At 34.4% G+C, this 25,503-nt stretch carries 26 protein-coding genes; 15 read left to right on the top strand and 11 right to left on the bottom strand.

What is annotated here, in order from left to right; all coding sequences use genetic code 11:
- Nucleotides 1-33: 33 nt before the first annotated feature.
- The 6 genes from DRF65_RS20365 to DRF65_RS20340 form a co-directional block, all read right to left on the bottom strand.
- Entirely contained in the window at nucleotides 34-1,206 is a 1,173-nt protein-coding gene (locus DRF65_RS20365) for a M28 family peptidase (protein WP_115972581.1), read from the bottom strand.
- Between the two features lie 213 nt (nucleotides 1,207-1,419).
- A complete protein-coding gene (locus tag DRF65_RS20360; RefSeq protein ID WP_317126207.1) occupies nucleotides 1,420-2,598 on the bottom strand; it encodes a M28 family peptidase in 1,179 nt (392 codons plus the stop codon).
- Between the two features lie 63 nt (nucleotides 2,599-2,661).
- Nucleotides 2,662-3,843 carry a M28 family peptidase gene (locus DRF65_RS20355; protein WP_115972579.1) on the bottom strand — a complete coding sequence of 394 codons (1,182 nt, stop codon included), beginning with the start codon at nucleotides 3,841-3,843 and terminating at the stop codon, nucleotides 2,662-2,664.
- Between the two features lie 263 nt (nucleotides 3,844-4,106).
- Nucleotides 4,107-4,451 carry a 50S ribosomal protein L20 gene (rplT, locus tag DRF65_RS20350; RefSeq protein WP_034694451.1) on the bottom strand — a complete coding sequence of 115 codons (345 nt, stop codon included), beginning with the start codon at nucleotides 4,449-4,451 and terminating at the stop codon, nucleotides 4,107-4,109.
- Nucleotides 4,452-4,573: 122 nt separating this feature from the next.
- Nucleotides 4,574-4,771 carry a 50S ribosomal protein L35 gene (rpmI, locus tag DRF65_RS20345; RefSeq protein ID WP_034676300.1) on the bottom strand — a complete coding sequence of 66 codons (198 nt, stop codon included), beginning with the start codon at nucleotides 4,769-4,771 and terminating at the stop codon, nucleotides 4,574-4,576.
- Nucleotides 4,772-5,137: 366 nt separating this feature from the next.
- Nucleotides 5,138-5,959: an alpha/beta fold hydrolase gene (locus tag DRF65_RS20340; RefSeq protein WP_115972578.1), complete on the bottom strand. Its 822-nt coding sequence runs from the start codon at nucleotides 5,957-5,959 to the stop codon at nucleotides 5,138-5,140.
- A gap of 321 nt (nucleotides 5,960-6,280) precedes the next feature.
- On the opposite strand from DRF65_RS20340, the gene DRF65_RS29290 reads away from it, so the two are divergent.
- The 12 genes from DRF65_RS29290 (at nucleotide 6,281) to DRF65_RS20285 (ending at nucleotide 15,858) form a co-directional block, all read left to right on the top strand.
- Entirely contained in the window at nucleotides 6,281-6,343 is a 63-nt protein-coding gene (locus DRF65_RS29290; protein WP_394337824.1) for a hypothetical protein, read from the top strand.
- Complete coding sequence (locus DRF65_RS20335) at nucleotides 6,327-7,712, top strand: hypothetical protein (protein WP_228438840.1); 1,386 nt, start codon at nucleotides 6,327-6,329, stop codon at nucleotides 7,710-7,712. Before DRF65_RS29290 ends, DRF65_RS20335 begins: the two co-directional genes overlap by 17 nt.
- Before the next feature lie 255 nt (nucleotides 7,713-7,967).
- The gene (locus DRF65_RS20330) at nucleotides 7,968-8,495 is read left to right on the top strand and encodes a hypothetical protein (RefSeq protein ID WP_228438838.1); all 528 of its coding nucleotides are present in this window, start codon (nucleotides 7,968-7,970) and stop codon (nucleotides 8,493-8,495) included.
- A 77-nt stretch (nucleotides 8,496-8,572) separates the two neighbouring features.
- Nucleotides 8,573-9,025 (top strand): SMI1/KNR4 family protein, encoded by a 453-nt coding sequence (locus DRF65_RS20325; protein ID WP_165852278.1) that lies wholly within the window; start codon nucleotides 8,573-8,575, stop codon nucleotides 9,023-9,025.
- Nucleotides 9,026-9,043: 18 nt separating this feature from the next.
- A complete protein-coding gene (locus DRF65_RS20320) occupies nucleotides 9,044-9,439 on the top strand; it encodes a hypothetical protein (RefSeq protein WP_115972574.1) in 396 nt (131 codons plus the stop codon).
- Nucleotides 9,440-9,490: 51 nt separating this feature from the next.
- Nucleotides 9,491-10,300, top strand: a complete 810-nt coding sequence (locus tag DRF65_RS20315) for a DUF4274 domain-containing protein (RefSeq protein WP_115972573.1) — start codon at nucleotides 9,491-9,493, stop codon at nucleotides 10,298-10,300.
- Between the two features lie 9 nt (nucleotides 10,301-10,309).
- Complete coding sequence (locus tag DRF65_RS20310) at nucleotides 10,310-11,014, top strand: SMI1/KNR4 family protein (RefSeq protein WP_115972572.1); 705 nt, start codon at nucleotides 10,310-10,312, stop codon at nucleotides 11,012-11,014.
- A 22-nt stretch (nucleotides 11,015-11,036) separates the two neighbouring features.
- Entirely contained in the window at nucleotides 11,037-11,486 is a 450-nt protein-coding gene (locus DRF65_RS20305; protein WP_228438836.1) for a hypothetical protein, read from the top strand.
- Between the two features lies 1 nt (nucleotide 11,487).
- Nucleotides 11,488-12,252: a hypothetical protein gene (locus tag DRF65_RS20300; RefSeq protein WP_115972570.1), complete on the top strand. Its 765-nt coding sequence runs from the start codon at nucleotides 11,488-11,490 to the stop codon at nucleotides 12,250-12,252.
- A gap of 46 nt (nucleotides 12,253-12,298) precedes the next feature.
- The gene (locus tag DRF65_RS20295; RefSeq protein WP_115972569.1) at nucleotides 12,299-12,847 is read left to right on the top strand and encodes a DUF4303 domain-containing protein; all 549 of its coding nucleotides are present in this window, start codon (nucleotides 12,299-12,301) and stop codon (nucleotides 12,845-12,847) included.
- A 171-nt stretch (nucleotides 12,848-13,018) separates the two neighbouring features.
- On the top strand, nucleotides 13,019-15,226 hold the full coding sequence (locus DRF65_RS20290; protein ID WP_115972568.1) for an ATP-binding protein: 2,208 nt from the start codon (nucleotides 13,019-13,021) through the stop codon (nucleotides 15,224-15,226).
- A 2-nt stretch (nucleotides 15,227-15,228) separates the two neighbouring features.
- Nucleotides 15,229-15,858: a response regulator transcription factor gene (locus DRF65_RS20285; protein WP_115972567.1), complete on the top strand. Its 630-nt coding sequence runs from the start codon at nucleotides 15,229-15,231 to the stop codon at nucleotides 15,856-15,858.
- A 350-nt stretch (nucleotides 15,859-16,208) separates the two neighbouring features.
- Here DRF65_RS20285 and DRF65_RS20280 read toward each other — a convergent pair whose 3' ends face one another.
- Both DRF65_RS20280 and DRF65_RS20275 read right to left on the bottom strand, forming a co-directional pair.
- Nucleotides 16,209-16,775, bottom strand: a complete 567-nt coding sequence (locus DRF65_RS20280) for a hypothetical protein (RefSeq protein ID WP_115972566.1) — start codon at nucleotides 16,773-16,775, stop codon at nucleotides 16,209-16,211.
- A gap of 104 nt (nucleotides 16,776-16,879) precedes the next feature.
- Nucleotides 16,880-17,953, bottom strand: a complete 1,074-nt coding sequence (locus DRF65_RS20275; protein WP_115972565.1) for a resolvase — start codon at nucleotides 17,951-17,953, stop codon at nucleotides 16,880-16,882.
- A 147-nt stretch (nucleotides 17,954-18,100) separates the two neighbouring features.
- Between DRF65_RS20275 and DRF65_RS20270 the strand changes: the two genes are divergently transcribed.
- Nucleotides 18,101-18,664 (top strand): hypothetical protein, encoded by a 564-nt coding sequence (locus DRF65_RS20270; protein WP_115972564.1) that lies wholly within the window; start codon nucleotides 18,101-18,103, stop codon nucleotides 18,662-18,664.
- A 152-nt stretch (nucleotides 18,665-18,816) separates the two neighbouring features.
- Here the strand turns inward: DRF65_RS20270 and infC are convergent, their stop codons facing one another.
- Both infC and thrS read right to left on the bottom strand, forming a co-directional pair.
- On the bottom strand, nucleotides 18,817-19,317 hold the full coding sequence (infC, locus tag DRF65_RS20265) for a translation initiation factor IF-3 (protein ID WP_172625635.1): 501 nt from the start codon (nucleotides 19,315-19,317) through the stop codon (nucleotides 18,817-18,819).
- A gap of 152 nt (nucleotides 19,318-19,469) precedes the next feature.
- Entirely contained in the window at nucleotides 19,470-21,389 is a 1,920-nt protein-coding gene (gene thrS, locus DRF65_RS20260; protein WP_115972563.1) for a threonine--tRNA ligase, read from the bottom strand.
- Nucleotides 21,390-21,468: 79 nt separating this feature from the next.
- On the opposite strand from thrS, the gene DRF65_RS20255 reads away from it, so the two are divergent.
- Nucleotides 21,469-22,656 carry a DUF4932 domain-containing protein gene (locus DRF65_RS20255; protein WP_115972562.1) on the top strand — a complete coding sequence of 396 codons (1,188 nt, stop codon included), beginning with the start codon at nucleotides 21,469-21,471 and terminating at the stop codon, nucleotides 22,654-22,656.
- Nucleotides 22,657-22,678: 22 nt separating this feature from the next.
- Nucleotides 22,679-23,653, top strand: a complete 975-nt coding sequence (locus DRF65_RS20250) for a dipeptidase (RefSeq protein WP_115972561.1) — start codon at nucleotides 22,679-22,681, stop codon at nucleotides 23,651-23,653.
- 235 nt (nucleotides 23,654-23,888) lie between these two features.
- Here the strand turns inward: DRF65_RS20250 and DRF65_RS20245 are convergent, their stop codons facing one another.
- Nucleotides 23,889-25,433 carry a hypothetical protein gene (locus DRF65_RS20245; protein WP_115972560.1) on the bottom strand — a complete coding sequence of 515 codons (1,545 nt, stop codon included), beginning with the start codon at nucleotides 25,431-25,433 and terminating at the stop codon, nucleotides 23,889-23,891.
- Nucleotides 25,434-25,503 lie beyond the last annotated feature (70 nt).

Genomic DNA, 25,503 nt, shown 5'->3' with positions numbered 1-25,503 from the left:
AGAGCAAATTGCTCTGTTTTTTTTATTAATAGGTTATCTCTCAATCATAATATTTTTAACGAACGTCTGTTCCCCAACTTTTAAAATCCCTACATAAACACCTCTTTCCAAGGTAGAAACATTAATTTTAGTTTCATTATTCACTTTCAATAAAGTTCTTCCTGATATATTTGTTATTTCAAAGCTGAAATTTGCTGTTTTATCAGGCAATTCAATATTAAGAATATTGCTGGCAGGGTTAGGGTAGAGCTTTATATTTTCCAATGAGTTTTGTGGAGCTGTTTTATTTGCGCCTAAGGTTGTGGAAGCTGTTGCAAAATGCTGTAAAGCACCCACAGTAGCCTTTCCAATATTATAAACATAAACAGGATCTACATTCGCAAAAGTATCCTTGGTAGTATGAGGATAGCTGCTTCTTATTCTTTCAAAAAAACCGGTGATCACTTCACCCTTTCGTTCAAAAGGAATATAATCGGTGTCTTCAGCAGGATCTACAGCAGTCTGAAGCGGAGAATAGAGTGCTGTACAGTTTCTGAGCTGTTGGGTTACTGCAGCAGATGCGGCATTATTACTTGAAACACCACCCTGGTCTTCATCACAGTATACGGTATTGTTGTTATTTCCTTTTACACCACCTACCTGATCCAGGTTGAAAACAAGTTTTATATCCAGTTTACGGACACCGCCCTGGTAAGCAACATTATTAACATAATGACTGCTGCCTATCAATCCTTGTTCTTCTCCGGAAAAATGAATAAACTTAATAGAATACTCTGTAGGAACATTTTTCAATATTCTGGCAGCTTCCAGAATGATAGACGTTCCACTGCCATTATCATTTACTCCAGGTCCATAAATTGTATCGAAATGCCCACAGATAATTACATACTTGTTTGGATAAAGCGTTCCTGTTTTAGTAATGATTAAATTCTTTGAATTCGTTGAACCATAGGTAAAAGGACTTTCCTCAATCTGACTGGCAGTATATCCGTAAGACAGATATTTGTTTTTGATCCAGGTTAAAGTATTTGCATTGGCTACAGATCCTGTCTTTTTTATACCCAGATTGCCGAACTCCTGAAGATTTGTAGTAATATTAGTTTGAGTAACCATATCAGCCCGGTCTTTATAAGCCTGAATAAAAGTTTGAGCACTCATAGCTTGCATAATCAGTGAAGTGCATAAAAATGTGGTAATTCTTTTCATATAAATTTATTTATTTGGTACCACGAATGTAGTAAATAAATCACAATAAAGTGTGTAATATTTTATGAATGCCATAGTATTTTATTTGGAATATATAAAATAGAGTAGTGATTCTGTAGAATGCTTATAAATATGGTTAATTGAAAACTAAACCCTTTGAAGGGTTTCAAAGGGTTTAATGTATTTAAAATGAAAATTGTTAAGGTTGAAAAATTACTTGGCAATAATAACTTTTCTTACCACAGTCTGATCTCCAGCTTTTATAACACCAACATAAGCACCATTTTCAAGACTGGAGACATCAATTCTTTTTTTATTGGAAGTTTTAAGGAGTGAGTGTCCCTGAAAATCTGTAACTTCAAAACTGAAATTTTTAATATTAGAATCAGGAAATTCAATACTGATAAAATTTTTAGTAGGATTTGGGTAAAGCTTTATGTTTTCCAATGTGTTTTTTGGACGAACTTCATCCGTTCCTAATGTTCCTGAAGCAACAGCAAAATGTTGTAAAGCACCAACAGCCGCTTTTCCTATATTATAAATATATACGGGATCTGTATTGGCAAAAGTGTCGTTGCCTGTATGCGGAAAGTTACTTCTGTTCCATTCAAAGAAACCTGTAATGGTTTCTCCTTTGTTTTCAAAAGGGATGTAATCTGTATTTTCAGCAGGGTCTACATCTGTCTGAAGTGTAGAATAGAGTGTGGTACAGTTTCTGAGCTGTTGAGTTACTGCAGCAGAAGCTGCATTATTACTGGAAACACCACCTTTATCTTCATCACAGAATACGGTATTATTATTATTTCCTTTTACACCACCTACCTGATCCAGGTTAAAAACAAGTTTAATGTCAAGAACACGGTTATTTCCCTGGTAAACAACATTATTCACATAATGGAAACTTCCCAGAAGTCCCTGTTCTTCTCCAGAGAAATGAATGAATTTAATAGAATATTCAGTAGGTATTGTTCTTAAAATTCTTGCTGCTTCTAAAATAATGGAAGTACCGCTGCCATTGTCATTCACTCCGGGGCCATTGATGGTATCAAAATGTCCACAAATGATAACGAATTTATCAGGATACACTGTTCCTGTTTTCGTAATGATTAAATTTTTGGAACTGCCTCCCCCAAAAGTAAAGGGATCTTCTTCCATTTGGCTGGCAGTATATCCATAAGAAAGATATTTGTTTTTAAGCCAGTTTAATGCATTGGCATTGGCTTGAGAACCTGTTGTTTTAATTCCCCAACCCGCAAACTCCTGAAGATTGGTAATAATATCCGTTTGGGAAACAGCATCAGCCCTGTTTTTATAGGCCTGGATAAAACTTTGGGCTTCTATAGTATAGGTTGCTATGGCAGTTAATAAAAAAGCAGTAATTTTTTTCATCATACAATCTTTATTAGAATTATTATTACACTTCAAGGGAACAACTGATTCATTATTGAAGGCTGATTATTTATCAATGATTACCTTCTTAATGATATGATTTTGACCTGTTTTTACAGATACCATATAAACTCCTTTATTTAATGAGGTAGTGTCTATGTTCCGCTGGTTTTCTGTACGGAGTAATACATTCCCTGTCATGTCAGAAAGTTCAATATTGAAAGGTAGATTACTTTGAGGGAGCTCAACCGTTAGCAGATTCTTTGCAGGATTAGGATAAATGTTGACTGTCTCCAAATCCTTTTGTGCAGCAGTTTCGTGAGTTCCCAGAATGTCATTAGATGTAGAGGCAACGGCAAAATGTTGTAATGCACCTACAGCCGCTTTTCCTACATTAAACACATATACAGGATCGATATTGGCCAAAGTATCATCCGCAGAATGCTCATTATTACTTTTGATACGCTCATAAAACCCGGTAATTGTATATCCTTTCTCCTCAAAAGGGATATAGTCTGAGCTATAGGCATTGGAAATATAAGTCTGAAGAGGAGAGTAGAGGCCGGTACATACTGCCAGTTCCTGCGTTGCAGCAGCAGATGCCGCATTGTTAGCAGATTGCCCGCTAATATCTTTTTCACAGGTAATGGTATTGTTGTTATTTCCCAATTGACCACCTACCTGATCAATATTAAAGACAAGTTTAATATCCTGTTTCCGTACATTTCCCTGATAAGCAATATTATCAGCATAATGATAGCTGCCTATCAGACCCTGTTCTTCTCCGGAAAAATGAATAAATTTAATAGAGTATTCTGTAGGAATATTTCTTAATATTCTAGCTGCCTCCAAAAGAATAGAAGTGCCACTTCCATTGTCACTTACTCCTGGTCCTACTATAGTATCATAATGTCCGCAGATAATGATATACTTATCAGGATACACCGTACCTGTTTTAGTAATCACTAAATTTTTGGAATCGCCTCCCCAGAAGGTAAACGGATCTTCCTGTATCTGGTTTGCGGCATATCCATAAGAAAGATATTTATTTTTAAGCCAGTTAAATGCATTGGTATTTTCTGATGATCCGGTCGTTTTTACCCCAAGATTAGAAAACTCAAGAAGGTTGTTATTAATATTTGCCTGAGAAACCATATCCGCTCTGGTCTTATAAGACGGTATTAGATTTTGTGCTCCAATATGGTGTAATGCTAAGGATGTAAATAAAAAAACAGCTATTTTTTTCATTTATTCAATTGAATTATTTTTCAATTGCTAATATATGAATTAATCATTATTTATTTCGCTTAATTAGCTTTATTAATCGCTATTTAATTGATTTTTCAATAATGATTTATCTTGTTGTATTATTGATCTTAAAACTAATTTAATTTTCATCAGATTACCTAATTATCATATTATTTTTTATACCATGGAGCCATTAAGCTATATAAACAAAAAATCCCGGAAAAATCCGGGACTTATATTGATAACAAAAATAGTATTCTACATTATTTTACTTGATCTACAACAGCTTTGAAAGCTTCAGGGTGATTCATTGCTAAATCTGCTAAAACTTTTCTGTTAAGCTCAATGTTGTTCTTTTTAAGAGCTCCCATAAATTGAGAGTAAGACATTCCGTGCTCTCTAGTTCCCGCGTTGATACGAGTGATCCAAAGTGCTCTGAAGTTTCTTTTCTTCTCTTTTCTACCACGGTAAGCATATTGCATTGCTTTTTCTACCGCGTTTTTAGCTACAGTCCAAACGTTCTTTCTTCTACCGAAAAAACCTTTAGCTTGCTTAAAAATTTTCTTTCTGCGAGCTCTTGAAGCTACTGCATTTACTGATCTTGGCATAATTTAAATTGTTTTTTTTGAAAAGGGCGGTAACAAATGTTACTCTTAATTGGCACCGTTTCAGGGTTAAAATTTTGAATTTGTTTTTGAATTCTTATAAACCGAATATAGATTTATAAAAACTACTTAATTGCTAATTGACGTTGAACGCTTTTCTCATCCACTTTAGCTACGTAAGAAGTAGTAGTAAGATTTCTCTTCTGCTTAGTTTCTTTCTTAGTTAAGATGTGGCTTTTGTAAGCGTTTTTTCTTTTGATCTTACCTGTTCCAGTAAGAGCAAAACGTTTCTTAGCACCTGATTTCGTTTTTAATTTTGGCATTGTTTTGCTTTTTTATTGTTTTTGTTATCAATATCTGTTTTGGCTACTCCTAAAGACGTTAGGAATAATAGTGTGCAAAAGTACGAAAAAAAAGTGATACCTGAAAGGAATTTTTAAGTTTCAGAGGAAGTCTCTTATATTGATACCCTGAATGCATGAATAAAAGAAATTTATGCATTCAGGGTACTATAAATTTTTCTGTCTGAAATTTGTCGTTACAGGTGAGTTGTGAATGAATTAAATAATGATCATTAATAAATCCATCATATTCATAACGCGGATAAGTTCCAGCTGCTTGATCTATTTCTTTGAAGAAATCAGTAAGGCTTCAGAAAAACTATCATCAGAATAGCACACAGTGTATTTTTAAGATTTAATAAACTCCAAAAGATCTCTGTTGATCGTTTCTGCTTCTGTAGTAGGCATTCCATGAGGGAAACCTGGATAAGAAATCAGCTTTCCGTTTTTAAGTAAGGTAGCAGCCACTTTTCCCGTGGTTTCAAAAGGGACGATCTGATCATCTTCGCCATGCATTACCAGTACAGGTATTTCCACACTTTTAAGGTTTTCTGTAAAATCTGTTTCAGAAAAAGCTTTTACACAATCGTAATGCGCCTTAATAGAACCGCTCATTCCCTGTCTCCACCAGTTTCGCTGGATTCCTTCAGACACTTTTGCCCCTTCTCTGTTATACCCGTAAAAAGGGAAAGTTATATCAATAAAGAACTGCTGTCTGTGGTTGGCTGTATTGTTTCGGATATCATCAAAAACAGCAATGGGAACTCCATTAGGATTATTCTCATTCTGAACCATAATGGGCGTTACCGCACTTACCAAAACTGCTTTGGAAGCCCTTCCTTTTCCATATTTGGCAACATATCGGATCACTTCACCACCACCAGTGGAATGGCCAATGTGGATAACGTCTTTCAGATCCAATGCCTCTACAATTTCTGCCACATCTGAAGCATAGGTGTCCATATCATGGCCATAAGGAGTTTGTTCAGATCTTCCATGTCCTCTTCTGTCATGGGCAATAACCCTGTAACCCTGCTCCAGAAAGAAAAACATCTGTGCATCCCAATCATCACTGGATAATGGCCAGCCATGATGAAAAAATAAGGTTTCGCCTTTTCCCCAGTCTTTGTAATAGATTTCTGTTCCGTCTTTTAGTTTTAGTGTGCTCATTGTTTTTATTTTTAGATTAGTTTATTCAACTTTTTATATTCACAAATGTAGATAGGAAATCTTCAGAATACATTGATGTAAGATAATAATTGATCGGAATAAAAAAAACGGGTAAACCTATCATTAACGTTAATTTAACACCCTGAGATCAGGAAGACTATTAAAAAACGAAGTATGAAACAGAAACCGTTTTACCTGTTATAAAATATAGCTGATAATCGGGATTGTATTATGTTTTACACCTCTTTAATATTGATGAATATTTCGGAGTATGAAAACAATAGTATGTAGTATCTTTTTTATGTTGACCTCGGTTATGGCCTGTACACAGGAAAAAACAAACAAATCTTTACCAGATCCTTCAAAAATGAAGAACATAAATAGTGTCCCATTTTTAACCAGGCAGAAACTTTTTATGTACGTAGATAAAACAAGTCTGAAACCTGTCATCAATCAAAAATTCAAAAGCGCATCCGTATTTACTTCTACAGGTTTTGCTGTTGTTGTAAATGAAAAAAATGAATATGCTGCCATCGATGAAAATGGAAAGATCGTATTAGGCTTTTCAGCTGAGGAAATCAATTTGAATGTGATCAACGGGCTTACATTTTATAAAAAAGATATTGAATATGAGAAGAAAATGCCGGTCTGGAAATGGGATTGGAATATTATGGGAAGTGGCATTAAAAAAGAACAGACCTATCACAAAATAGAAATTGGAGTAGTAGAAAGTCAGCAAGTGCTACTCAGTGAAGATGTTCCATATTTAGAAGATAATTATTATCTCAACTTCATTTCTGTGGACGAGACCCATGTATTTTGGAACGGAACTCTTTATGAAGTTAAAAAGAACCGCTTACATAAAATTGAAAACAATATTGCAGAGCTGTTAGAAAATAAACGGTGGCTCAAAGGCTCAGATGCAGAATTTTCAATGTATGGATTAAGTCAGAAAAAAGCAATTCACAGCGGATTAAAAGGCTCTGAAACCCTTTCAGTACAGTTTGAAAAAGAAATCATAACACTGAATGAAGTCAATAAAGAACGGTATGCACCGGAAGTACCTAAGCTTTTAGCAGATAACAAAACCAATGATGTTTATATTTTCCCACAATATGAAAAGGTATTTCCCAGGAAAATTACAAAAGCAACATCTTCGCAGATTGAGTTTATTAGAAAAACTTCTCTAGTGTATTCGATCACCAATTCCCCATATTTTTTATTGGGTGTTTTTAATTATGATCATGACATTTGGGCTTATAGCTGGCTTTATATCGATACCGAAGGGAATATTACGGATTCCATTGGTAGCTATGATTTTAAAGTCTTGGACCGGGTCGGAAATTTGGTGTGGCCAGATAGAAAAATGATTTTGCCCGATGAGTTCATTAACAAAGACTGGAAATTCGGAAAAATAAAATACTATAGTGGAATGGATGACTGCTACCTTATCGCAATTGAAGATGAAAAGCAACTGAGAACCATTGGATTGTGGAACAGCCGTGAAAAGATCTGGGAAATAAAACCTCAATACTATGATATTTCAGTTTTGGATACCAAGAAACAAATCTATGCACTTCAAAAAGAACAAGACGGATTGTATACACTTTTGGACAATAAGACTAAGAAGAGTATCGGATCAAAAGCTTATAAGTCTATTAATTCAGAAGGGATGGTGAGTATTAAAAATACTTTAGGAGAAACTGTGTATTATTATATTGATGTGTATTCCGGAAAAGAATATAAAGAATGATAAATATTGCCAGAAGCTGGAAGAAGGAGGCTGGAAGTTACCTTCTGTCATAATTGGCAATGATCATTTCGTAATTAAATTACTTTAAAAGATCAACAATTATTCTTTATGTTCATCATGACTTCCTTCTTCCTTCTTCCGGCTCCCGGCTTCCAACTATTGCATTCTAACCCATTAAAAACCACCGTTATCAGGGATATTTTGAGCCAACATCTTTGATTACCTTTAATTCGAAGATTTATTAAAGAGAAGAGGGTGAAACATTTCGTGATTTTAACTTCATTTTTTGCATTGCTAGGGTGTAAAAGCAATGCTCAGAAATTGCAGGTGACTCCCATCTACACAGAACCGCAACGGGTTACCAAAGAGATTCCTGAAACAGGGAGAATCCAAACATATACAACTCTTAAGGCGGTTGTAGAGCGCCTTAACCCAATGATTTTCATGCTTTCAAAAAATGCTGAAACGCTACAGTTGCGAATACAGGGAAATATCAGTTCCGGTGGACATTCTGTTCATCAGGTGAGAAAAATTGGTTTTGAAAAAGGAGAACGAAATGGCAATACCATTACACTACGATATTACGTAGAGATCAAAAAGATTCCTGGTAAAGAAAGTGCTGATGTGAGTGGATATAATTATACAAAAGATGAAATCTACAAAATACCGGATGATGTTAAGATCATAAGAATTGAATTGTACGAAGATAAGATCAATACTCCATCAGATAGAAATCCACAGCTTGTTGCTCATCAAACCTTTAATTTCTTTGCAAAAATCTAATGACACTATATAATAGGTTCAGTCTATCTCCGGATTTTATGACAAATACGCCGAATATAAATCTCAAAAAAAAGGTTATGCTTGAAGAATTTATTAAACTGATTAAAAAAGCAGAAATACTGGATGAAGATCCTAAATTTTATGGATCCAATTCCGAAGAAAATATCAGCAGAGTAGAGAATGCTTTAAAAATAAAATTTGATGATTTTCTGAAAGCTTACCTGCTTGAATACGGCGGCGGCGGAATTCCTGACCTGTTGCATACCAATGGAATTTTACCTGAAAATCCATTGAGTGATAATCAGTACACATTTTATGGAGCCACTGTTTATGCACGGCAGGAGTTTCAGTTACCAGATCATTTTTTAGTTATAAATTCCAATTTTCCGTCCGATGTTTTGGTTTTAGATAGCCATTCCGGAACAATTTACAATTATGAGATGTACTCCCAAAACAGAAGCTCAACATTGTATCCTAATTTTGAAAATTATCTTTTAACAGAATGGGAAGCCCTTATTGAAGAATATTGAATCAAACATTAGATTATTATGATGAAAAAAAAGTTGGCAAATCCACCATCAGATAAGCGTGATCGTGAACTGTGGATGCAGCATGGAGTAGGTTATATTGTTTTTGAAAATATCCGGAAATATGCAATTGGTAACATACCGTCAGAGATAGATGAAACCCTTCGTGAAGCTCATTTGAAAGCTATTGATAATACTATTTATGGAATGATGATGCAAATGGACGGAATTTTTAATCCTTTAGAAAATGAAAACTACCACTTAGCACTACAAACCAATATTGTTTTATATAAAGATGGAAAAGTGATTGAAGAACTCAACACTCTTGATGGTGATGGAATGTGCATGGGATTTCATGGGTGGATTGATGATGATTTTGGAAATAACGAAATTGTAATTCCAATCCCTGAAAAATGAATTCTGATTAAAAGAATAGCTACAGTAGCCAATCACTAAAAAAAAGATGTAATGATAAATCTTACCTCAGAACAACAAAATTTTATCAACGATAACTTCTACGAAGGCATTCTACAAAATGAGTTGAAAGAGTCAAAATTCAAACAATTAACAACGTCTGAAGAATTGCATTATCTTGCTACTCAACATAACTGGGATGATGGGGTGAAAGTTTTACAATGGATTGCAGAAAGCCCTGTTTGCTCTGAAGCAACTGCCTTGGAGTTATTTTGGTTGGCACAGCCGCAGGATTTCCAACAGTATGCATTAGATCACACACTCAAGAATGAATCTCAAAATGAGGTATTTACCCTTTTGAAAATACTTCTGAAAAATTATCCCAATCATTTTTATCAAAAAACAGCGATTGAGTTTGATCCTACATCATTTTGTGACAGTGAATTTATGATTCCTGACTGGATTTTTCAAAAAACAAATGGCGAAGAAAGTTATATATATTATGAAGAAAGCGATGTAGAAGTATGGTTTGACAGAGAGTGGGAAAACAATATCAGATGGGCTAAATCTACAATTGAACTATTCAACATTGCTTATTTTATAGAGGAACCTGAGTATGCAGCATTGGTATTACAGAATCGGTTCTGTGACAAAGGAACTGCAGTGCTGGTATTCTGGCGATTGTATACCGAGTGTTCTCTTTATACCTATACAAACACAATGCTGCAGGGAATTATTAATAAGATTGAAAACAACCATTATCCCGAAATATTGAGCTATAACCCTCAAACTGATGAGAAAGTTGATTACAAAAAGAAAAAAATAGCTTGGGAACTCCCTGAGATTTTTAGAAAACCTGTTTAAAACATATCTATGAACACTTTACAAGACTTAGAAAAAGAATATAATTTTACCTATCCCGAACTCTACAAGCAATTGTATACTGATAAAATGCTCGATTGGGGGGCAGAAGGAAACGGCTGGTATACCAATGTTTTTCCAATGCTCAAAGAAAATCCACCTTTGCTTTTATTTGGAAATGATATTGAGATCTGGGATCCTATTGCTTATCGTCACGGAATCAGAGAAATTATCAAGCATGAAGTGTATGATATTAACCCTAAATACAGGATGGTTCCCTTCGCTAAAAATGGGGCAGGGGATTTGTATGTTTTTCAGTTTGATATGGAGGTCAGTGGTGAAGTTCCCATTACGTTTTTTGGTCATGATTCAGATGCTGAAATTTTAGCTAAAAACCTTCAGGATTTTATTTTCAGACAACTTTTAGAATCTTTGACAGAAATGGATGAATATTCTATGTTTGAAGGAGATTCTGAAGAAGAAATCAAGATTAATCTGCAAAACCAATTAAACACACACCGGAAATATTTAACTCCAAAACAAGTTGAAATTTTAGAAGATATTTATAAACGTGATATGTTTGAATACACCTATAAGACTTCTAATGGTGGTGAATTTGAAGCTAAAGGCATGTTGACTTTTGATGAACTGGAAAAAATTGTTAATAAAGAAATTGCTTTTGAAAAACTGAACCAAAGATTCGATTACTTTGAATAAGTAACTATAAAGAATGATGACAATGAAAAATATTTTTGTTTTCCCATTTCTGTTTGCGGTGTTGATTACAGTATTCAGCTGCAAAGAACCTGAACGGGAAAAAACAAACTTCCCGAATTATCTGAAAAATACCGAATGGATTGTAAATGAAGGCGGACTTATCACTCCGGATGGAGTGAAAACCTATTATATGTCTCCAAGAGATACGGCATTGATTTTCAATTTTCATGCAGTACACTTTTTAGATGCAGAAAAATTCAAAAGCTATGATGCCTGGCAGTGTGGAAATGATTGCTTTACAGAAATACATGGAAGGTATTATTTCACAGAAAAGAATCAAATACAAATGGAAATCGACAGTATGAGTAAGTCTGAGTTCTGTGATGCACCAACACAGATTTTCAAACCATCAAAAAATATGACTTTTGATCTTACAAAAGAAGGGAAACAGTTAAAGCTAACAAGAAAATAAAATGACAGATTTAATAAAAATTTTTCCGGAATATGAAGATGTATTTCATGATGATATTGAAAATCATAAAAAATATTTTCTTCCGATTTGTTCAATTAACCTGAAAATTATCAATCCATCGGAAGATCAGTGGCTGCATATTATTTCTGTAAAAGAAATTTACGATGGCTGCGTTGGAGAAAATAAACCGGAATATCATACAGAATATACCAAAGCAGATATGTTTGGCTTTGATGTCATTGATGGCAAATATAAATTTGATGCAGACTGGAATTATTTCTCAGTACATACCGAGATTTCTCCGGAAGATTATGGAAATAAATATTCAGATCTAGAGATTGAATACAATATGAATGAGGCAATGTATCAATTGAAAAAAGAATATTATCAAAAACAGAATAAGCTTTATGATAAAGACAATGATCGACCGGGCTTAATGGTGGATGATATCCGTCGTTTAGAACGTTTACGTCAACTTACAGTTGAAAATCTGGAGAAAGATAATTATTCAGAATATCTGGAAGAGCGTCTTCAGAAGAAGGTTTTTGGAATTTTTGATGAGCTGAATACGGCAGCTCTTCCGTTAGAAGAAACTCACTTCGGTGGAGATAACCTGATTGAGAAGCCATATAAAAAAGATAATAAAGTAATGGATTATATTGGATGTTTAGAAGGCTATGATTTTCAAAATGCATCAGCTGATCTATTGTATTTATTTTATGACAAAGAACTTAAAAAAGCGGTTATTTGTTTAGAATACACATAATCTGAAAGAACTGACAATTGAAAATTACCAGGTAAAAGTATAAAGAATGGAATTATGGCATAAGCAAAATCTTGATCAACTAATAGGTAGAATAGTTGATCAGTTTTTGTACTTGTATAAAAAATGCACAGAAAATAATGATAAAATATATGGAATGACCATTCACTGCAATTCATTTTGTATAACCTCATATCTGGCTGTTGCATCACATAGTCAATTAAAAGAAGAATATGATGAGTTAAAGTGGCAACTTGATGAATGGGTAATTACAGTTGATGATGGTGTTTATGCTGATGATTTTTTAGATCAATTTAATAAAGATATTAGAGACTATTTTGGAGAAATAATGCTGCCAAAACTTCAAAATGGAGCTGATGAAAAAGAAGAAACTGAAAAAAACATACAGTTTTATATATTAGGAATGAAAAAAGCTAAAAAGTCATTATTTAATATTTTAGGTTTAGAGATTGAGAATATTGTATTCATTTTATCGGTAAATGAGCATCCTGATGTAGCACTACGTTCGGCATTAGAGATAAATTCATACTCTGATTCCTTACAAGAATTTGTTGAATATAAAAATCAGAACAGCTAAACTATTAGGTTTTTTACATAAGTAATTTTCTTTTGCAGGTTTGAATTCTTAGATTGATTAGGCATAAAAGAAAGCTGAAAAAAGCCATTAATTACTCTTAATAGCTTCGCAGGTATTTTACTTATATTTACGTTCTTTACCACAATAAAAATTAATAGAGATAAGGTTTTGATGTACAGGTTATTATTGATGTTGACTTTATGCATTTGTCCGTTTTTTGCTTATGCACAAGATGTTTTAAGCAAATTAGAGAAGGAATATAATAATGCTTCAGACAAAACAACAGAGCAGTTGAGCCTGGCTCCTAAATATGCTACGGCCTTATTTTTCCATAAATTTAAACCGGAATCCTATCAGATTTTAGCCCATAACATTTCCATTGCAACAAAACAGAATGACGGGAAATATGCTACCATTTTGTATGCTGTGCAGGCAATGAATTACAGACTTGACAATAAACAAGCAGAATCTTCAAAAAGTCTGGACATGGCCAGGATCTATAGCCTAAAAACCAATAGTAATGAAGCTAAAGGCTATATGGAATATGCTAAAGGCTGGATTCTCACCCGTAATAATAAAACGACAGAAGCTGTTACTGCTTACCTGAAAGCAATTAATTATTATGAAAATTCACCAACGACTTCTACATTGTACGGAAGATTCGGGAATGTAGCCAAAGAATTATCCACTATTTATTCTAACCTGAATGAATATCAGCTGGAAGAAAAATACAGCAAACAGTTTCTATTGCTAGCTTCCAAACAAAACGATCCCAATCTTATTTTCGATGCCTATATGCGAATGGGCTATATGTACGAACAGAAATATGCTCAAAATCCCTCAGATATACAGTTGAGAAACAAAACAGAACAGTATTATCTGCAGGCTATTGCTACTTTCAACAAAAATAAAGGATCTATGCTCAATAAGAGCAATCTTTCTTATGCAGCCATTAATTTAGCCAATTTATATATCGAGTTTAACCCTGATAAAGCCATGCAATATGCTCAACTGGCCAACAAAATAAGTCTGGAGACCGGTGATCCTATTCATATTGCTTCTTCATTTGGGATTTTGGCAGAGCTGGCCATTCAGGATAAAAATTACGATTTGGCAAAATCTTATTTCCTGAAAGCCTCTATGGAAATTGGGAAAAGCCCTGTCAGAGACCACAATATAGAATTATCTATTCTTGAATCTTTATCGCGAATCAGCGAAGAACAGGGTGATTACAAAGATGCATTGACTTATTATAAAAGGTATGTAGATCAATACAAAAGTGTTTATGATCAGGAAAAACTGGATATTACCAAAAGATTAGAGTCACAGTTTGAAAAAGAACGACAGGAACAAAAATATATAAAGCTGCAGCTTGAAAGTGATAAAAAAGCACAACAAATTAAACTGATCAACATTCTGCGTGCACAGCGCGAACAGGTATACAATAACTTAAAACTGGTAGAGGAAAATCAAAGGGAACGCCTAAAGTTTTCAGAACTTGAATCAGAGAAAAAAGAACAGCAGCTTCGTCTGGCAAAACTGGAAACCCAGCAAAAGAACAACGATATCAACAGTTATAAAAAGCTGTTGGCCTTCAAAGAAAAAATTAACACCTACTATATTGTTTTTATTTTCATCTTCATCATCCTGATTTTCCTATTGCTTTACGCCTATAAACAACGGGTAAAATCAATTAAGCAAAGAGACGAATTACATGCCTTAGCCATGGAAAAAGAAAAACAAAACTCCAAGATCTCTACGCTTACTGCATTGCTGGAAGGGCAGGAGCAGGAGCGTGGCCGCCTGGCGCGGGATCTTCATGACGGATTAGGAGGTTTACTTTCAGGAACGAAACTTCAGTTGTCTATTTTGAATCCTAATCAATCTGAAAACATAGAAGAAGGGATTTCAAAATCAATTAATCAGATTGATGGTGCAGTAGAAGAACTGAGAAGGGTAGCCCATAATTTAATGCCTGATTTACTCATGAAATACGGTCTGGTAGCTGCTATTCAGGAATTTGCTTCCCGAATGTCTAACAGCGCATTAAATATTCATACCGAATTTATCAATTACCAAAATTCTTTATCAGAAGAAAAACAGCTGCTTATTTACAGGGTCATTCAGGAATTGGTTAACAACGCCATAAAACATGCTAAAGCCACTGAAATTATTATTCAGATCAGTGAAGAAGAAAATATATTGCATCTTACTGTAGAAGATGACGGTAAAGGATTTAACCTCTCCGACTTAGACTTTAGAAAAACTGCAGGTTTTCATAATATAGAATCAAGAATACAATTTTTAAAAGGAACAATGAATATCAATTCCCAATTAAATATTGGGACCAGTATAGAACTTCAAATTCCTACCCAATAAACATGATAAAAGTAGCCATAACAGACGATCATCCGCTTCTATTGGAAGGGTTGAAAAATATTTTAGGAAATAACGAAAATATAGACGTTGTAGATTGCTTCAAAAACGCTTCAGAGATGAATGCCGGTTTGAAAAAACAGACAGTCGATATTTTACTCTTAGACATCAATTTAGCAGATATCAACAGCATAGAACTCATAAAACCATTAAAGAAAAAATATGAGAACCTTCAGGTTATTATGCTTAGCGTTCACAATGAATTGCCTGTCATCAACAGTACTTTAGCTGAGGGGGCATTAGGCTATATTCAGAAAAATGCTTCAGTTTCCGAAATCCTGGAAGGGATTAATACCGTATATGCCGGTAACCGGTTTTTATGTTCACAAACCCGTTCTGTTTTGGAGAAAAAATCATCAGACGGCTTAAGTCAGGTACCTAAATTAACGCGAAGAGAAAAGGAAATTCTGGCTGAAGCAGCAAAAGGATTGACTACCAATCAAATGGCCGAAAAGCTTTTTATAAGCCCGCATACCGTAGAAAGTCACCGAAAAAATCTTATTGAAAAATTCCAGACCTCTAATCTGAGCTCAGCCATTAAACTGGCTATAGAATATGGTTTGATTATCGAATAATCTATTGATAAGGAAGCGCAATCTGTGGGAGCTTAAACATAGGTTCTCACAGATTGTACAAATTTCACAGATGATATTGAAAACATTCTGGATAATTACTTCAAAATCTATGTCTTTATATGGTTAAATACCTTTAACGCATCAAAAACTATCGCTTCATCAGAATCGATAAAATCGATTCAATTCTTAGCTTTAGCCATTGTCTTACCTTACCTTACCTTTTCCTCTTAAAAATCTTAATGGTTTAATATATTTCAAAACTTTAGCCATATTCAAACAACAAAAAGGCCTGCTTACATCGTAAAAGCAGACCTTTTCTATATATAATCAAATAATTAGGTGTGTAATCTTTAGTCTTTGAATCTCAACGCAGCCTGGAATAGGTTTTTCTTTCCTGTCAAATCATATTCTTTATTATATTCAGGCTGATACATCAATAGATAAACTCTTCCGTCAAAATCTTTTAAATTGATAGTTTGATCTACCATCACATCATAAAACCTTGTAATGGTTCGCGTAGCTGTCCATTGTTTTAAGTTGCCTTTAGGGTTTTTATCAAACCTGTGATCTTTTACATCTGTATAATACCAGTATGATGGTGCAGAATCCATTAATAATAGTTCTTTATCCTTGTTATAAAGTTCCTCTGCCATTCCTGTACTCTGAAACCATGGAACCTCCGTATTGAAAATACCTAAAGCCCCTGCATAGATATCCTTATCCGTTGTAGCTCCTACTAAAAAGCCTTCAAGATTAGTAGCCGTAAACTCAAATACAAAAGGTGATTTTTTCAGATCATAAACATCATTTACAGGTTCAATTACTTTTCCGTCCTGCTTAATAACTACTTTTAAAGCTTGTGCAAAAGTCATAAAACTTAATAGACAGAAAAGGAATGTCAAACTTATTTTTCTCATGGTATATCTTTAAATAACTGCTGCAAAGATATTGGACTTTACTCCCATAAACACTGGCTGATTTCAGGGGTTTTTATTTGATTGCAGGCTCAAATACAGTTTTCTTAAAACAGATTATCCTTCAGCTGAATTTTTATAAAAGCAGTTTTTTGCTTTTTACCAGGTGCCGCTGCTGAATTAATAGGATACACTTCAGCATAAAAAGTTTTATCATCCTTCCAGAAAGCCTTCGTTTCGTTAGCAATTTTAAAATTGGTAAAGTTTACATACAAGAGGTTTTCTTGATTATGGGTTTGCTCCAGATATTTATTGATCTCAAAATTGCTTCCTACATCACTATTTGAAGAGATTGAAGAAATCCAGTTTTTTCCGGGAAGAATCTGAGGATATCCTCCTGTAAACAAAGCAAAATCAGCTGTTGATTTTACATTATAAAAAGAATAGTATGTATCTATGGTCTCTACTGAATTTTCTTTGAAAACCTCCAGATGCAGGTAAGGAGACTGTCCAATATATTCATTGGATAAAGTTCCGTCTTCTGTAGATACATTTTCATGTTGTGTAATCACGGTTTCTTTTGAGGTATCTGTATAGATCCAATTTTCGCCTTTTAATTTAATCTGAGGATTCTTTACTAACACTTCATCAATTCTATTTTTAGAAGCTGTTATAAATTCCTGTTCCGAAATTTCGTTGATTGTACCATATTTACTGAATGATTTATTTTTTAAGTCCTGAGACTTCTTCAAGGTACTGCTTCTGATCTGATAAAGATCTACACCTTTTAAAGTAAGGTCAAATGAAGCCGTGAATTCTGATTTCAAAACAAAAGCTTCAATACTGTTTGAAATAGTATTATTAATGCTATAGTGAATAGAGTAGAAGTCATCAAACTCTTCAAATCCATAATAATTATCGAACTTATTATAAGCTATTTTCAGATGGACAGCGTTTTTATTCGGAGATACAAAAAACTGTACAGAATCCAACTTGGTAGAGAGTTCAAAAGGGACCTCCTGCACATTGTCTACTCCTTTTATCTTTTTAAAATCAGCAAATGTTATTATCTTCTGGCTAACTTCAGTTTTTACATTATGTGTTTCTGATGTTTTATTTTGTGGGTTACATCCCATCAGAACCACTGTAGATGATATGAAGAATTGATATAAGGGTTTCATTTTTTATTTTTTGACAAATGTATCGGTATTCAGATGAGTGGGCAACAAAACCCCTGAATATGGGCAATAAATGGCTGAAAACAGGGATATATTGAATGATGAATTTTAGGCATTTTTGCAAATGATAAAACTAAGTATTGATTGCAGATGAAAAACGTAATAACCAGCTTTTCAGTTGCGGTCGCTTTATTGGCTTCCTGTTCACCTTCTACAGAGAAAAAAGGGAACAGAGCAGATGCTGCGGTTGCAAAAATAGATACCGTTTCCAAACCTACCCCTAAAAAGGATACTGTTTCAGCAATAGAAGAGATACCGGAAGATTTCTCGGCATTGGTTCCTATTGATGTATTGAATACAAAAAGTACAGATGTATATGAGAAATATGGTATAGAGTTCTCTGGAAACTGTTATTCGTGTGATTTGGCAAGTCTGTCCATAACAAAGAATAAAATTGAATGGACCAATGTCTGTGATGAAAAGGATACTTTTGAAATTAATGATTTTTCATTTTCCGGCGAAGGAAATAAGATGATTGTAAAAACACCAGAGAGAATCTATATTTTAACTCAGATCGATAAGGCACCCGTTTATGAGCTGGCCGTAGAAGGACAGAAACTCGAATTAAAAAATAAAAGAGTAGCAAAATATTTTACGACCCGAAAAGCTTTACCGCTTTTTAAAGAGCATAACTGTGGTGATTTTGAAGGATAAAAACTAAGACTAACCTGTAGAAATGGGGGGCAATACAAATGATGACTACATAGCCCCTCTTTCTATTTCTGATGAAACGATACCATGAAAATTTAAAATAAAAAAACCTCAAAATAATTTGAGGTTTTTTTATATGTAAAATAATGACTTAATTATTTTGCTGGTTTTTTAGGACTCATCATCATAATCATTCTCTTTCCTTCAAGCTTAGGAAGCTGATCTACTTTACCCACATGCTCCAGTTCCTGAGCAAGTTTTAAAAGCAAGATTTCTCCCTGATCTTTAAAGATAATCGAACGTCCTTTAAAAAATACGTAGGTCTTCAATTTAGAACCTTCTTCAAGGAATTTTTCAGCATGCTTCTTCTTGAATTCGTAATCATGGTCATCTGTCTGAGGTCCGAAACGGATCTCTTTCACCACCACTTTTACTTGTTTAGCTTTAAGTTCCTTCTGTTTTTTCTTTTGCTCATATAAGAATTTTTTATATTCTAATATTCTTGCAATAAAAGGTTCTGCTTTATCAGAAATTACTACTAGATCCAATTCCTGTTCCGCAGCAATCTGTCTTGCTTTGTCAATTGGATAAATTCCTGGCTCTACGTTATCGCCCACCAAACGAAGCTCTCTCACACGAATTTTATCGTTGATCAAGTGTAAGTCCTCCTGTACAGGACGTCTTTGTGGGCCCCTGTTGTTAAATCTTTGTGCTATTGTATTATAATTTTATTGGTTAACTACTTATTGATATTAAAAGATTGAGAGATTTTGAAATTAATAATCTCTCAATACCTTATTTTAATTTATTAAATGGCAGCTTCCTTTTTGAAGTAAGCTACGAAATCTTCCATATTCATTACTCCAAGGTCTCCTTCACCACGTCTTCTTACAGAAATTGTACCATCCTTTTCTTCATTTTCTCCTACTACAAGCATGAAAGGAATCTTCTTCAATTCAGCATCACGGATTTTTTTACCTGTTTTCTCGTTTCTGTCATCAATCTGACCGCTAATATCGTGATTTTCCAAAAATTGTGAAACTTTTTTTGCATAATCTACATACTTTTCACTGATTGGTAGAATAATAAACTGATCCGGGCTCAGCCATAATGGGAAATCTCCGGCAGTATTCTCCAATAAGATTGCGATAAAACGCTCCATAGAACCGAAAGGAGCTCTGTGGATCATTACCGGTCTGTGCTTCTCATTATCATTTCCGATATAGTGAAGATCAAATCTTTCCGGTAAGTTATAATCTACCTGGATTGTTCCAAGCTGCCATTTTCTTCCCAATGCATCTTTCACCATGAAGTCAAGCTTAGGACCGTAGAATGCAGCTTCACCGTATTCAACAACTGTTTTTAAGCCTTTCTTCTGAGCAGCATTGATGATCGCGCTCTCTGCCTTTTCCCAGTTCTCATCAGAACCGATATATTTTTCTCTGTTTTCAGGATCCCTTAAAGAAACCTGAGTCACAAAATCTTCAAAACCTAAAGATTTGAAAACATAAAGTGTGAGATCAATTACTTTTTCAAATTCTTCAGAAAGCTGATCCGGAGTACAGAAAAGGTGAGCATCATCCTGAGTAAATCCACGAACTCTTGTTAATCCGTGAAGCTCTCCACTTTGCTCATATCTGTATACAGTACCGAATTCCGCATATCTTTTCGGAAGATCTCTGTAGCTCCATTGTGAAGTCTTGTAGATCTCACAGTGGTGCGGACAGTTCATAGGCTTCAGCAGGAATTCTTCTCCTTCATTCGGAGTTTTAATCGGCTGGAAGCTGTCTGCTCCATATTTATCCCAGTGTCCGGAAGTTACATACAATTCTTTGGCTCCAATGTGTGGAGACATTACGAATTCATATCCTCCTTTTTTCTGGGCATCAGAAAGAAAATTTTCTAATTTTCTTCTTAAAGCTGTTCCTTTTGGTAACCAAAGAGGTAGACCGGCACCTACTTTTTCAGAAAATGCGAAAATACCAAGTTCTTTACCCAGTTTTCGGTGGTCTCTTCTTTTAGCTTCCTCTAATCTTTCAAGGTATTCCGTAAGTTCTTTCTGTTTAGGGAAAGAAATACCATACACTCTTGTTAATTGAGGGTTCTTTTCATTTCCTCTCCAATAAGCTCCTGCAGCATTTAAGATCTTTACAGCCTTTACAATTCCTGTATTCGGAATGTGGCCTCCACGACATAAATCTGTGAAGTTATCGTGTGTTACAAAAGTGATTTCTCCATCGTTCAGATTAGAGATCAGTTCCACTTTGTAAGGGTTGTCAGCATATGTTTTTAAAGCATCTTCCTTTGAAACAGGATATAATGAGAATGTAGATCCTTTTTTTGCATTTTCAAGGACCTTTTTTTCAATCTTTTCAAAATCTTTTTCAGATAAACTTTCATCCCCGAAATCTACATCATAATAAAATCCGTTTTCAATTGCCGGACCAATAGTCAGTTTAGCGTTAGGATAAAATTCCAGGATAGCCTGCGCCAAAAGGTGAGCAGAAGAATGCCAGAAAGCTTTCTTTCCAAGATCATCATTCCAGGTCAAAAGTTGTATCGTAGAATCCGTGGTTATAGGTGTGGTTACTTCTACTTGTTTATCATTAACAATTGCGGAAATGGTATTTCTAGCCAATCCCTCGCTTATAGATTTTGCCACATCTAGAGGAGTAACTGCTCCCTCGAATTCTTTGACACTATTGTCTGGAAGTGTAATTTTTATCATTGTTTACTAAAAAATTTTAAGATGCAAAAATACGCATTTTTTACATAAAATACTATATTAGCCCTATTAATATTTAATAATGAAAAAGATCTTCTTCGTTTTTGTCTCACTGACTTCTACATTAAGTTTTTCCCAGAAAAAAAGCCCTAAATTTTCTGTTGCCTACAACAAGAATATTGAAACATACTTCCTCGCAGAAATACTTTCAGCAGACCACCGTAAACATAATAAGGATTTTGAACTCTATAAAATAAAAGAATGTTATGATTATCAGCCTGTTGTAAAAAATGCATTAAAGAAATATGAACAATTGAAGAACTCTGATATTGCGGTTGCAACGGCAAGGATCAATGATCTTTTGCTGGAAAAATACGGTTCAGGGAATGATATTCTGATGAAACCTTTACTGTACCATAAAGAATTTCCTTCCACGGAATGGATCAATGAATACCGGTATGACAGCAATAATCTGACAAAGGAACAGAATGAAGAAGTTACCCGATTAATTAAAAATTATTTTTCTGAGCTGTCAAAATTCTACAATAAGGAAAATATTGAACAGTTTTTTGCCGAAAACAAGTCTTTTTATGATGGGGGAATAAAAGAATACAGCCAGCAGATACCGTCCGGCTTTACCAATGCAATGGAAGGCTTGTATGGTGAAGCATTTAACTCTTATACTGTTCTTATTTCACCCATGATGATGTGGCCTATTGAAGATAATGAAGGCAGAGGTATTGGGACAGATGTTATTTTAAAATCAGGAGCTCAAAATATCTATGAAATAGCAAGTCCTTTTGTGAAGGTACAGAAAGAGGGACAATTTGGGTATGACAATCAGTTTCAGGCAAGATTTCTCAGTGTTCATGAGTTTGGGCATTCTTTTGTAAATAAGGAAGTGTATCAATATAAAGATAAGCTTGAAAAGTTTAAAGATTTGTTTGAAAAATCAAACTTAAAGGAAACAATGATCAAAACAGGAGGTTATGGTGACTATCAAACCTGTGTTGCTGAGCATTTGGTGAGATTGGGAGAAATTGAGACGGCAAAAATCCAGAAAGATTTTGAAAGAGCCGAAAAACTGAAAGAATATCATTTAAAGAATAACTTCATTTTTATTCCTTTATTAGAAGAAAAATTGAAAGATTATAATTCCAACAGAAAAAAATACAAGAAATTCGGGGATTTTGTCCCGCAATTGCTGGAGATTTTTGAAAATACAAACATTGAATTTATCAATAATGCTTTAACTCAAAACAAGAAATAAAAGCTATAAATTGCATCCTACTATGAATACAATAAACATTGATCTGCACTGTGACCTGTTATATTATTTACTGAGGTCAAATTCAACTATTGACGACAAAGAACTGGGATGTTCACTGCCTTATCTACAGGAAGGAAATGTAAAACTTCAGGTAATGGCCATGTATGCCGGAACCGGTGAAGGAAGTACAGCTTACGGATTGCAGCAAAGCCAATTGTTTTCTGAACTGATCAAAAATGAAAACTTTTTCCTGTTTGAAAATGAAAACTATAAAAACCCGGAGAATGAAAACCGGGTAGGAGTGATTGCATCCATTGAAAATGCATCTGCTTTCTGTGACGAAAATGAAAGCCTGGAATCAGGATTTAAGAATCTGGAAGCCATTATCGAAAATACTCAGAAAGTACTTTATATCGGAATTACCCATCATTCAGAAAACCGTTTTGGAGGCGGAAATAATGCTACTGTCGGACTAAAGGAAGACGGAAAAGTTTTGATTGATTATATTGCTGACCGGAAAATTGCCATAGATCTTGCGCATACAAGCGATCAGCTGGCTTATGATATTTTCAGTTATATCAATCAGAGAAATTATTCAATTCCTATTCTGGCAAGCCATTCCAATTACAGAACCATTTATAAGAACAACCGGAATCTTCCTGATGAACTGGCAAAAGAAGTGATCAACAGAAATGGACTGATTGGCCTGAACTTCATTAAGGATTATGTAGACCTGGAGGATCCTGAAAGACTTTATGAACACATCCAATACGGACTTGACCTGGGGGGAGAAGACAACATCGCCTATGGAGCAGATTATTTCTATTGGAAAGATCATCTGGATACCTCACGTCATCCGTTTTTCTTTGAAGAACATTCTAATGCATCGGTTTATCCATCTATTAATAAAGAAATTGAACAGAGATTCTCTGCTGAGCTTGTAAAAAAGATAAGTCATCAAAATGCCTTAAATTTTATAAAAAACATTTATAAATAGTAGAATTAGGTTTAAAAATGAATAAAAAATGTTTCGGCGGGCTCAAAGAGCCCGCCGAAACATTTTCACCCCCTTCATCAGGTAAGTTCACCTGCTCACTCTTAGCTCCATAAAAATATACAGCCATCATCATAAAGCTTTACGTATAAATAAAAAACCTCACGCAGATCAAGCAATATCGCGTACTATAATCCCAATGATCTGCTTAATCTCCGAAATCAGAGAGAAAAATTCGTTAGCCTTTCCTCTTGTATCTCACTTTCTGCTTAATAATCTCGATTACATCTACATTCTGAACCTTAGATTTTATCCACCCATGGATATCAATATAAAATAATGATCGTCTATAGTATTCATTGTGAGAAAAATCTTCTAACTTCTTATCAAAAATCTCAAAAGCCTTCTGTCTTTGATCCGGTAACTGATTATTCACATTTTTAAAAAACTGAATGCTTTCAAAGTGAAATTCCTCAGGCTTTTTCATCTTTCGGGCAAATTTCAGAGTAGAAGCAATGAACTCATCATAATCTTCATCATTTCCGGATTCATACTTGGACATCAGAATCAGAATTCGAGTGTGAAACAACAGGTCTTCCTGTACATTTCCCTTCGATTCTATAACTCTCATAGAGTATTCAATCGACTTTTTGTACATCTTGCTTCCAAAGAACATGGCAGCCATTTTAAGATAAAGGATCATAAAATGGTGCTCATCAATTCGTTCTCTAAGTTTTTCCATTTTCAACTCGATTTCAGGAATAAGCTTGGTTCCTGTAAAAAACTCACCTTTAACAAAATGAATGTTCATCAGCGTATTGTAATGCGTAAGGAAAATAAGGGACTGAAGATTCTCATTCTGGGAAAAATTTTCAGCATTAACTCTTATATTAAATTCCTTAAAATTCTCTTCCAGAATATCAATATTTCCGTACAGAAACAGGATTTTCAACAGATAAGTATTTCCTTTAATATACCAAACCGGATGGCTGAAGATCATTTCCGGACTTTTATGAAACAAATCCACCCATTGATAAGCATATTTCAAGGTGTATTTATAATCCTGTAACAACTGATTTTTCCAGACATGCGCTTTAAAATACCATAGTTTCTCTGTAAAATTCAGCTTGTCGAACCTGATATTTTTAATATGAGAATTGAAAATATCCAGAATTTCTTCACGATCTGTATCATTTTTTACATAACCATGAGTCAGCATTTCACTGTATAACTTCAGAGAAAGGTTGGATAATTTTGTAGTATAACGGTTTTGTTTGCTTAATTCCTGGGACTGTCTTATTAGCTCCTCCGCACGCCCTTCAATACTTCTGGTAATGAATTGGGATTCAATTACTTTTTCAAGGTCTATAACTTCGGAGGCGATACTTTTCTCATCCAACTCCAAAGCCGTCTGTTTGGTTTTGTCAAGGATCTTTAAAGCCTGTTTGTAAAGCCCTTTCTGGTACAGAATATTGGCAAAATCCAACTGCTCCCGGAGCTGAATTCTATAATTCTGATGACTGGGGTTCATGCGGAGGCTTACAAGAATTTGTTTATAAAGATGTGCTTTAAGATTAGAAAGCTGTTGTTTCGTAGATATTTTCTTCTCGATAATTATACTTTCATCATACTCTTTCATCTTATCCATTTCAGCAAATAAAAGCAGAAATTTAGCATCTACATTAATTCCGAGACGGTTCACATATAACTTAAACTGTCGCTTTTCGGAAGTCGTCAATGACTTTACCAATACAAACAAAAAATCTTTCTGCAATTCTGCCATTGTAAATTTTTAAAATTTAAATAATTAATTATCAATAAGATAAAACTAATTCTTCAACTGTTGAATATTG

This window comes from Chryseobacterium pennae, from assembly GCF_003385515.1.
GTDB lineage: Bacteria > Bacteroidota > Bacteroidia > Flavobacteriales > Weeksellaceae > Chryseobacterium > Chryseobacterium pennae.
Note: the sequence above shows the minus strand (reverse complement) of the source record. Positions and strands in the feature narration are given on the sequence as shown.

Bases quoted from the DNA above. Each gene is read 5' to 3' on its own strand.
- DRF65_RS20245 (WP_115972560.1), bottom strand. From the start codon at position 25,433: ATGGCAGAATTGCAGAAAGATTTTTTGTTTGTATTGGTAAAGTCATTG.
- DRF65_RS20275 (WP_115972565.1), bottom strand. From the start codon at position 17,953: ATGAAACCCTTATATCAATTCTTCATATCATCTACAGTGGTTCTGATG.
- rpmI (WP_034676300.1), bottom strand. From the start codon at position 4,771: ATGCCAAAATTAAAAACGAAATCAGGTGCTAAGAAACGTTTTGCTCTT.
- DRF65_RS20310 (WP_115972572.1), top strand. From the start codon at position 10,310: ATGAACACTTTACAAGACTTAGAAAAAGAATATAATTTTACCTATCCC.
- DRF65_RS20280 (WP_115972566.1), bottom strand. From the start codon at position 16,775: ATGAGAAAAATAAGTTTGACATTCCTTTTCTGTCTATTAAGTTTTATG.
- rplT (WP_034694451.1), bottom strand. From the start codon at position 4,451: ATGCCAAGATCAGTAAATGCAGTAGCTTCAAGAGCTCGCAGAAAGAAA.
- DRF65_RS20320 (WP_115972574.1), top strand. From the start codon at position 9,044: ATGATGAAAAAAAAGTTGGCAAATCCACCATCAGATAAGCGTGATCGT.
- DRF65_RS20305 (WP_228438836.1), top strand. From the start codon at position 11,037: ATGAAAAATATTTTTGTTTTCCCATTTCTGTTTGCGGTGTTGATTACA.
- DRF65_RS20365 (WP_115972581.1), bottom strand. From the start codon at position 1,206: ATGAAAAGAATTACCACATTTTTATGCACTTCACTGATTATGCAAGCT.
- DRF65_RS20255 (WP_115972562.1), top strand. From the start codon at position 21,469: ATGAAAAAGATCTTCTTCGTTTTTGTCTCACTGACTTCTACATTAAGT.
- DRF65_RS20290 (WP_115972568.1), top strand. From the start codon at position 13,019: ATGTACAGGTTATTATTGATGTTGACTTTATGCATTTGTCCGTTTTTT.
- DRF65_RS20360 (WP_317126207.1), bottom strand. From the start codon at position 2,598: ATGATGAAAAAAATTACTGCTTTTTTATTAACTGCCATAGCAACCTAT.
- DRF65_RS20340 (WP_115972578.1), bottom strand. From the start codon at position 5,959: ATGAGCACACTAAAACTAAAAGACGGAACAGAAATCTATTACAAAGAC.
- DRF65_RS20325 (WP_165852278.1), top strand. From the start codon at position 8,573: ATGCTTGAAGAATTTATTAAACTGATTAAAAAAGCAGAAATACTGGAT.
- DRF65_RS20335 (WP_228438840.1), top strand. From the start codon at position 6,327: ATGAAGAACATAAATAGTGTCCCATTTTTAACCAGGCAGAAACTTTTT.
- thrS (WP_115972563.1), bottom strand. From the start codon at position 21,389: ATGATAAAAATTACACTTCCAGACAATAGTGTCAAAGAATTCGAGGGA.
- DRF65_RS20300 (WP_115972570.1), top strand. From the start codon at position 11,488: ATGACAGATTTAATAAAAATTTTTCCGGAATATGAAGATGTATTTCAT.
- DRF65_RS20315 (WP_115972573.1), top strand. From the start codon at position 9,491: ATGATAAATCTTACCTCAGAACAACAAAATTTTATCAACGATAACTTC.
- DRF65_RS20285 (WP_115972567.1), top strand. From the start codon at position 15,229: ATGATAAAAGTAGCCATAACAGACGATCATCCGCTTCTATTGGAAGGG.
- DRF65_RS20355 (WP_115972579.1), bottom strand. From the start codon at position 3,843: ATGAAAAAAATAGCTGTTTTTTTATTTACATCCTTAGCATTACACCAT.
- DRF65_RS20250 (WP_115972561.1), top strand. From the start codon at position 22,679: ATGAATACAATAAACATTGATCTGCACTGTGACCTGTTATATTATTTA.
- DRF65_RS20270 (WP_115972564.1), top strand. From the start codon at position 18,101: ATGAAAAACGTAATAACCAGCTTTTCAGTTGCGGTCGCTTTATTGGCT.
- DRF65_RS20295 (WP_115972569.1), top strand. From the start codon at position 12,299: ATGGAATTATGGCATAAGCAAAATCTTGATCAACTAATAGGTAGAATA.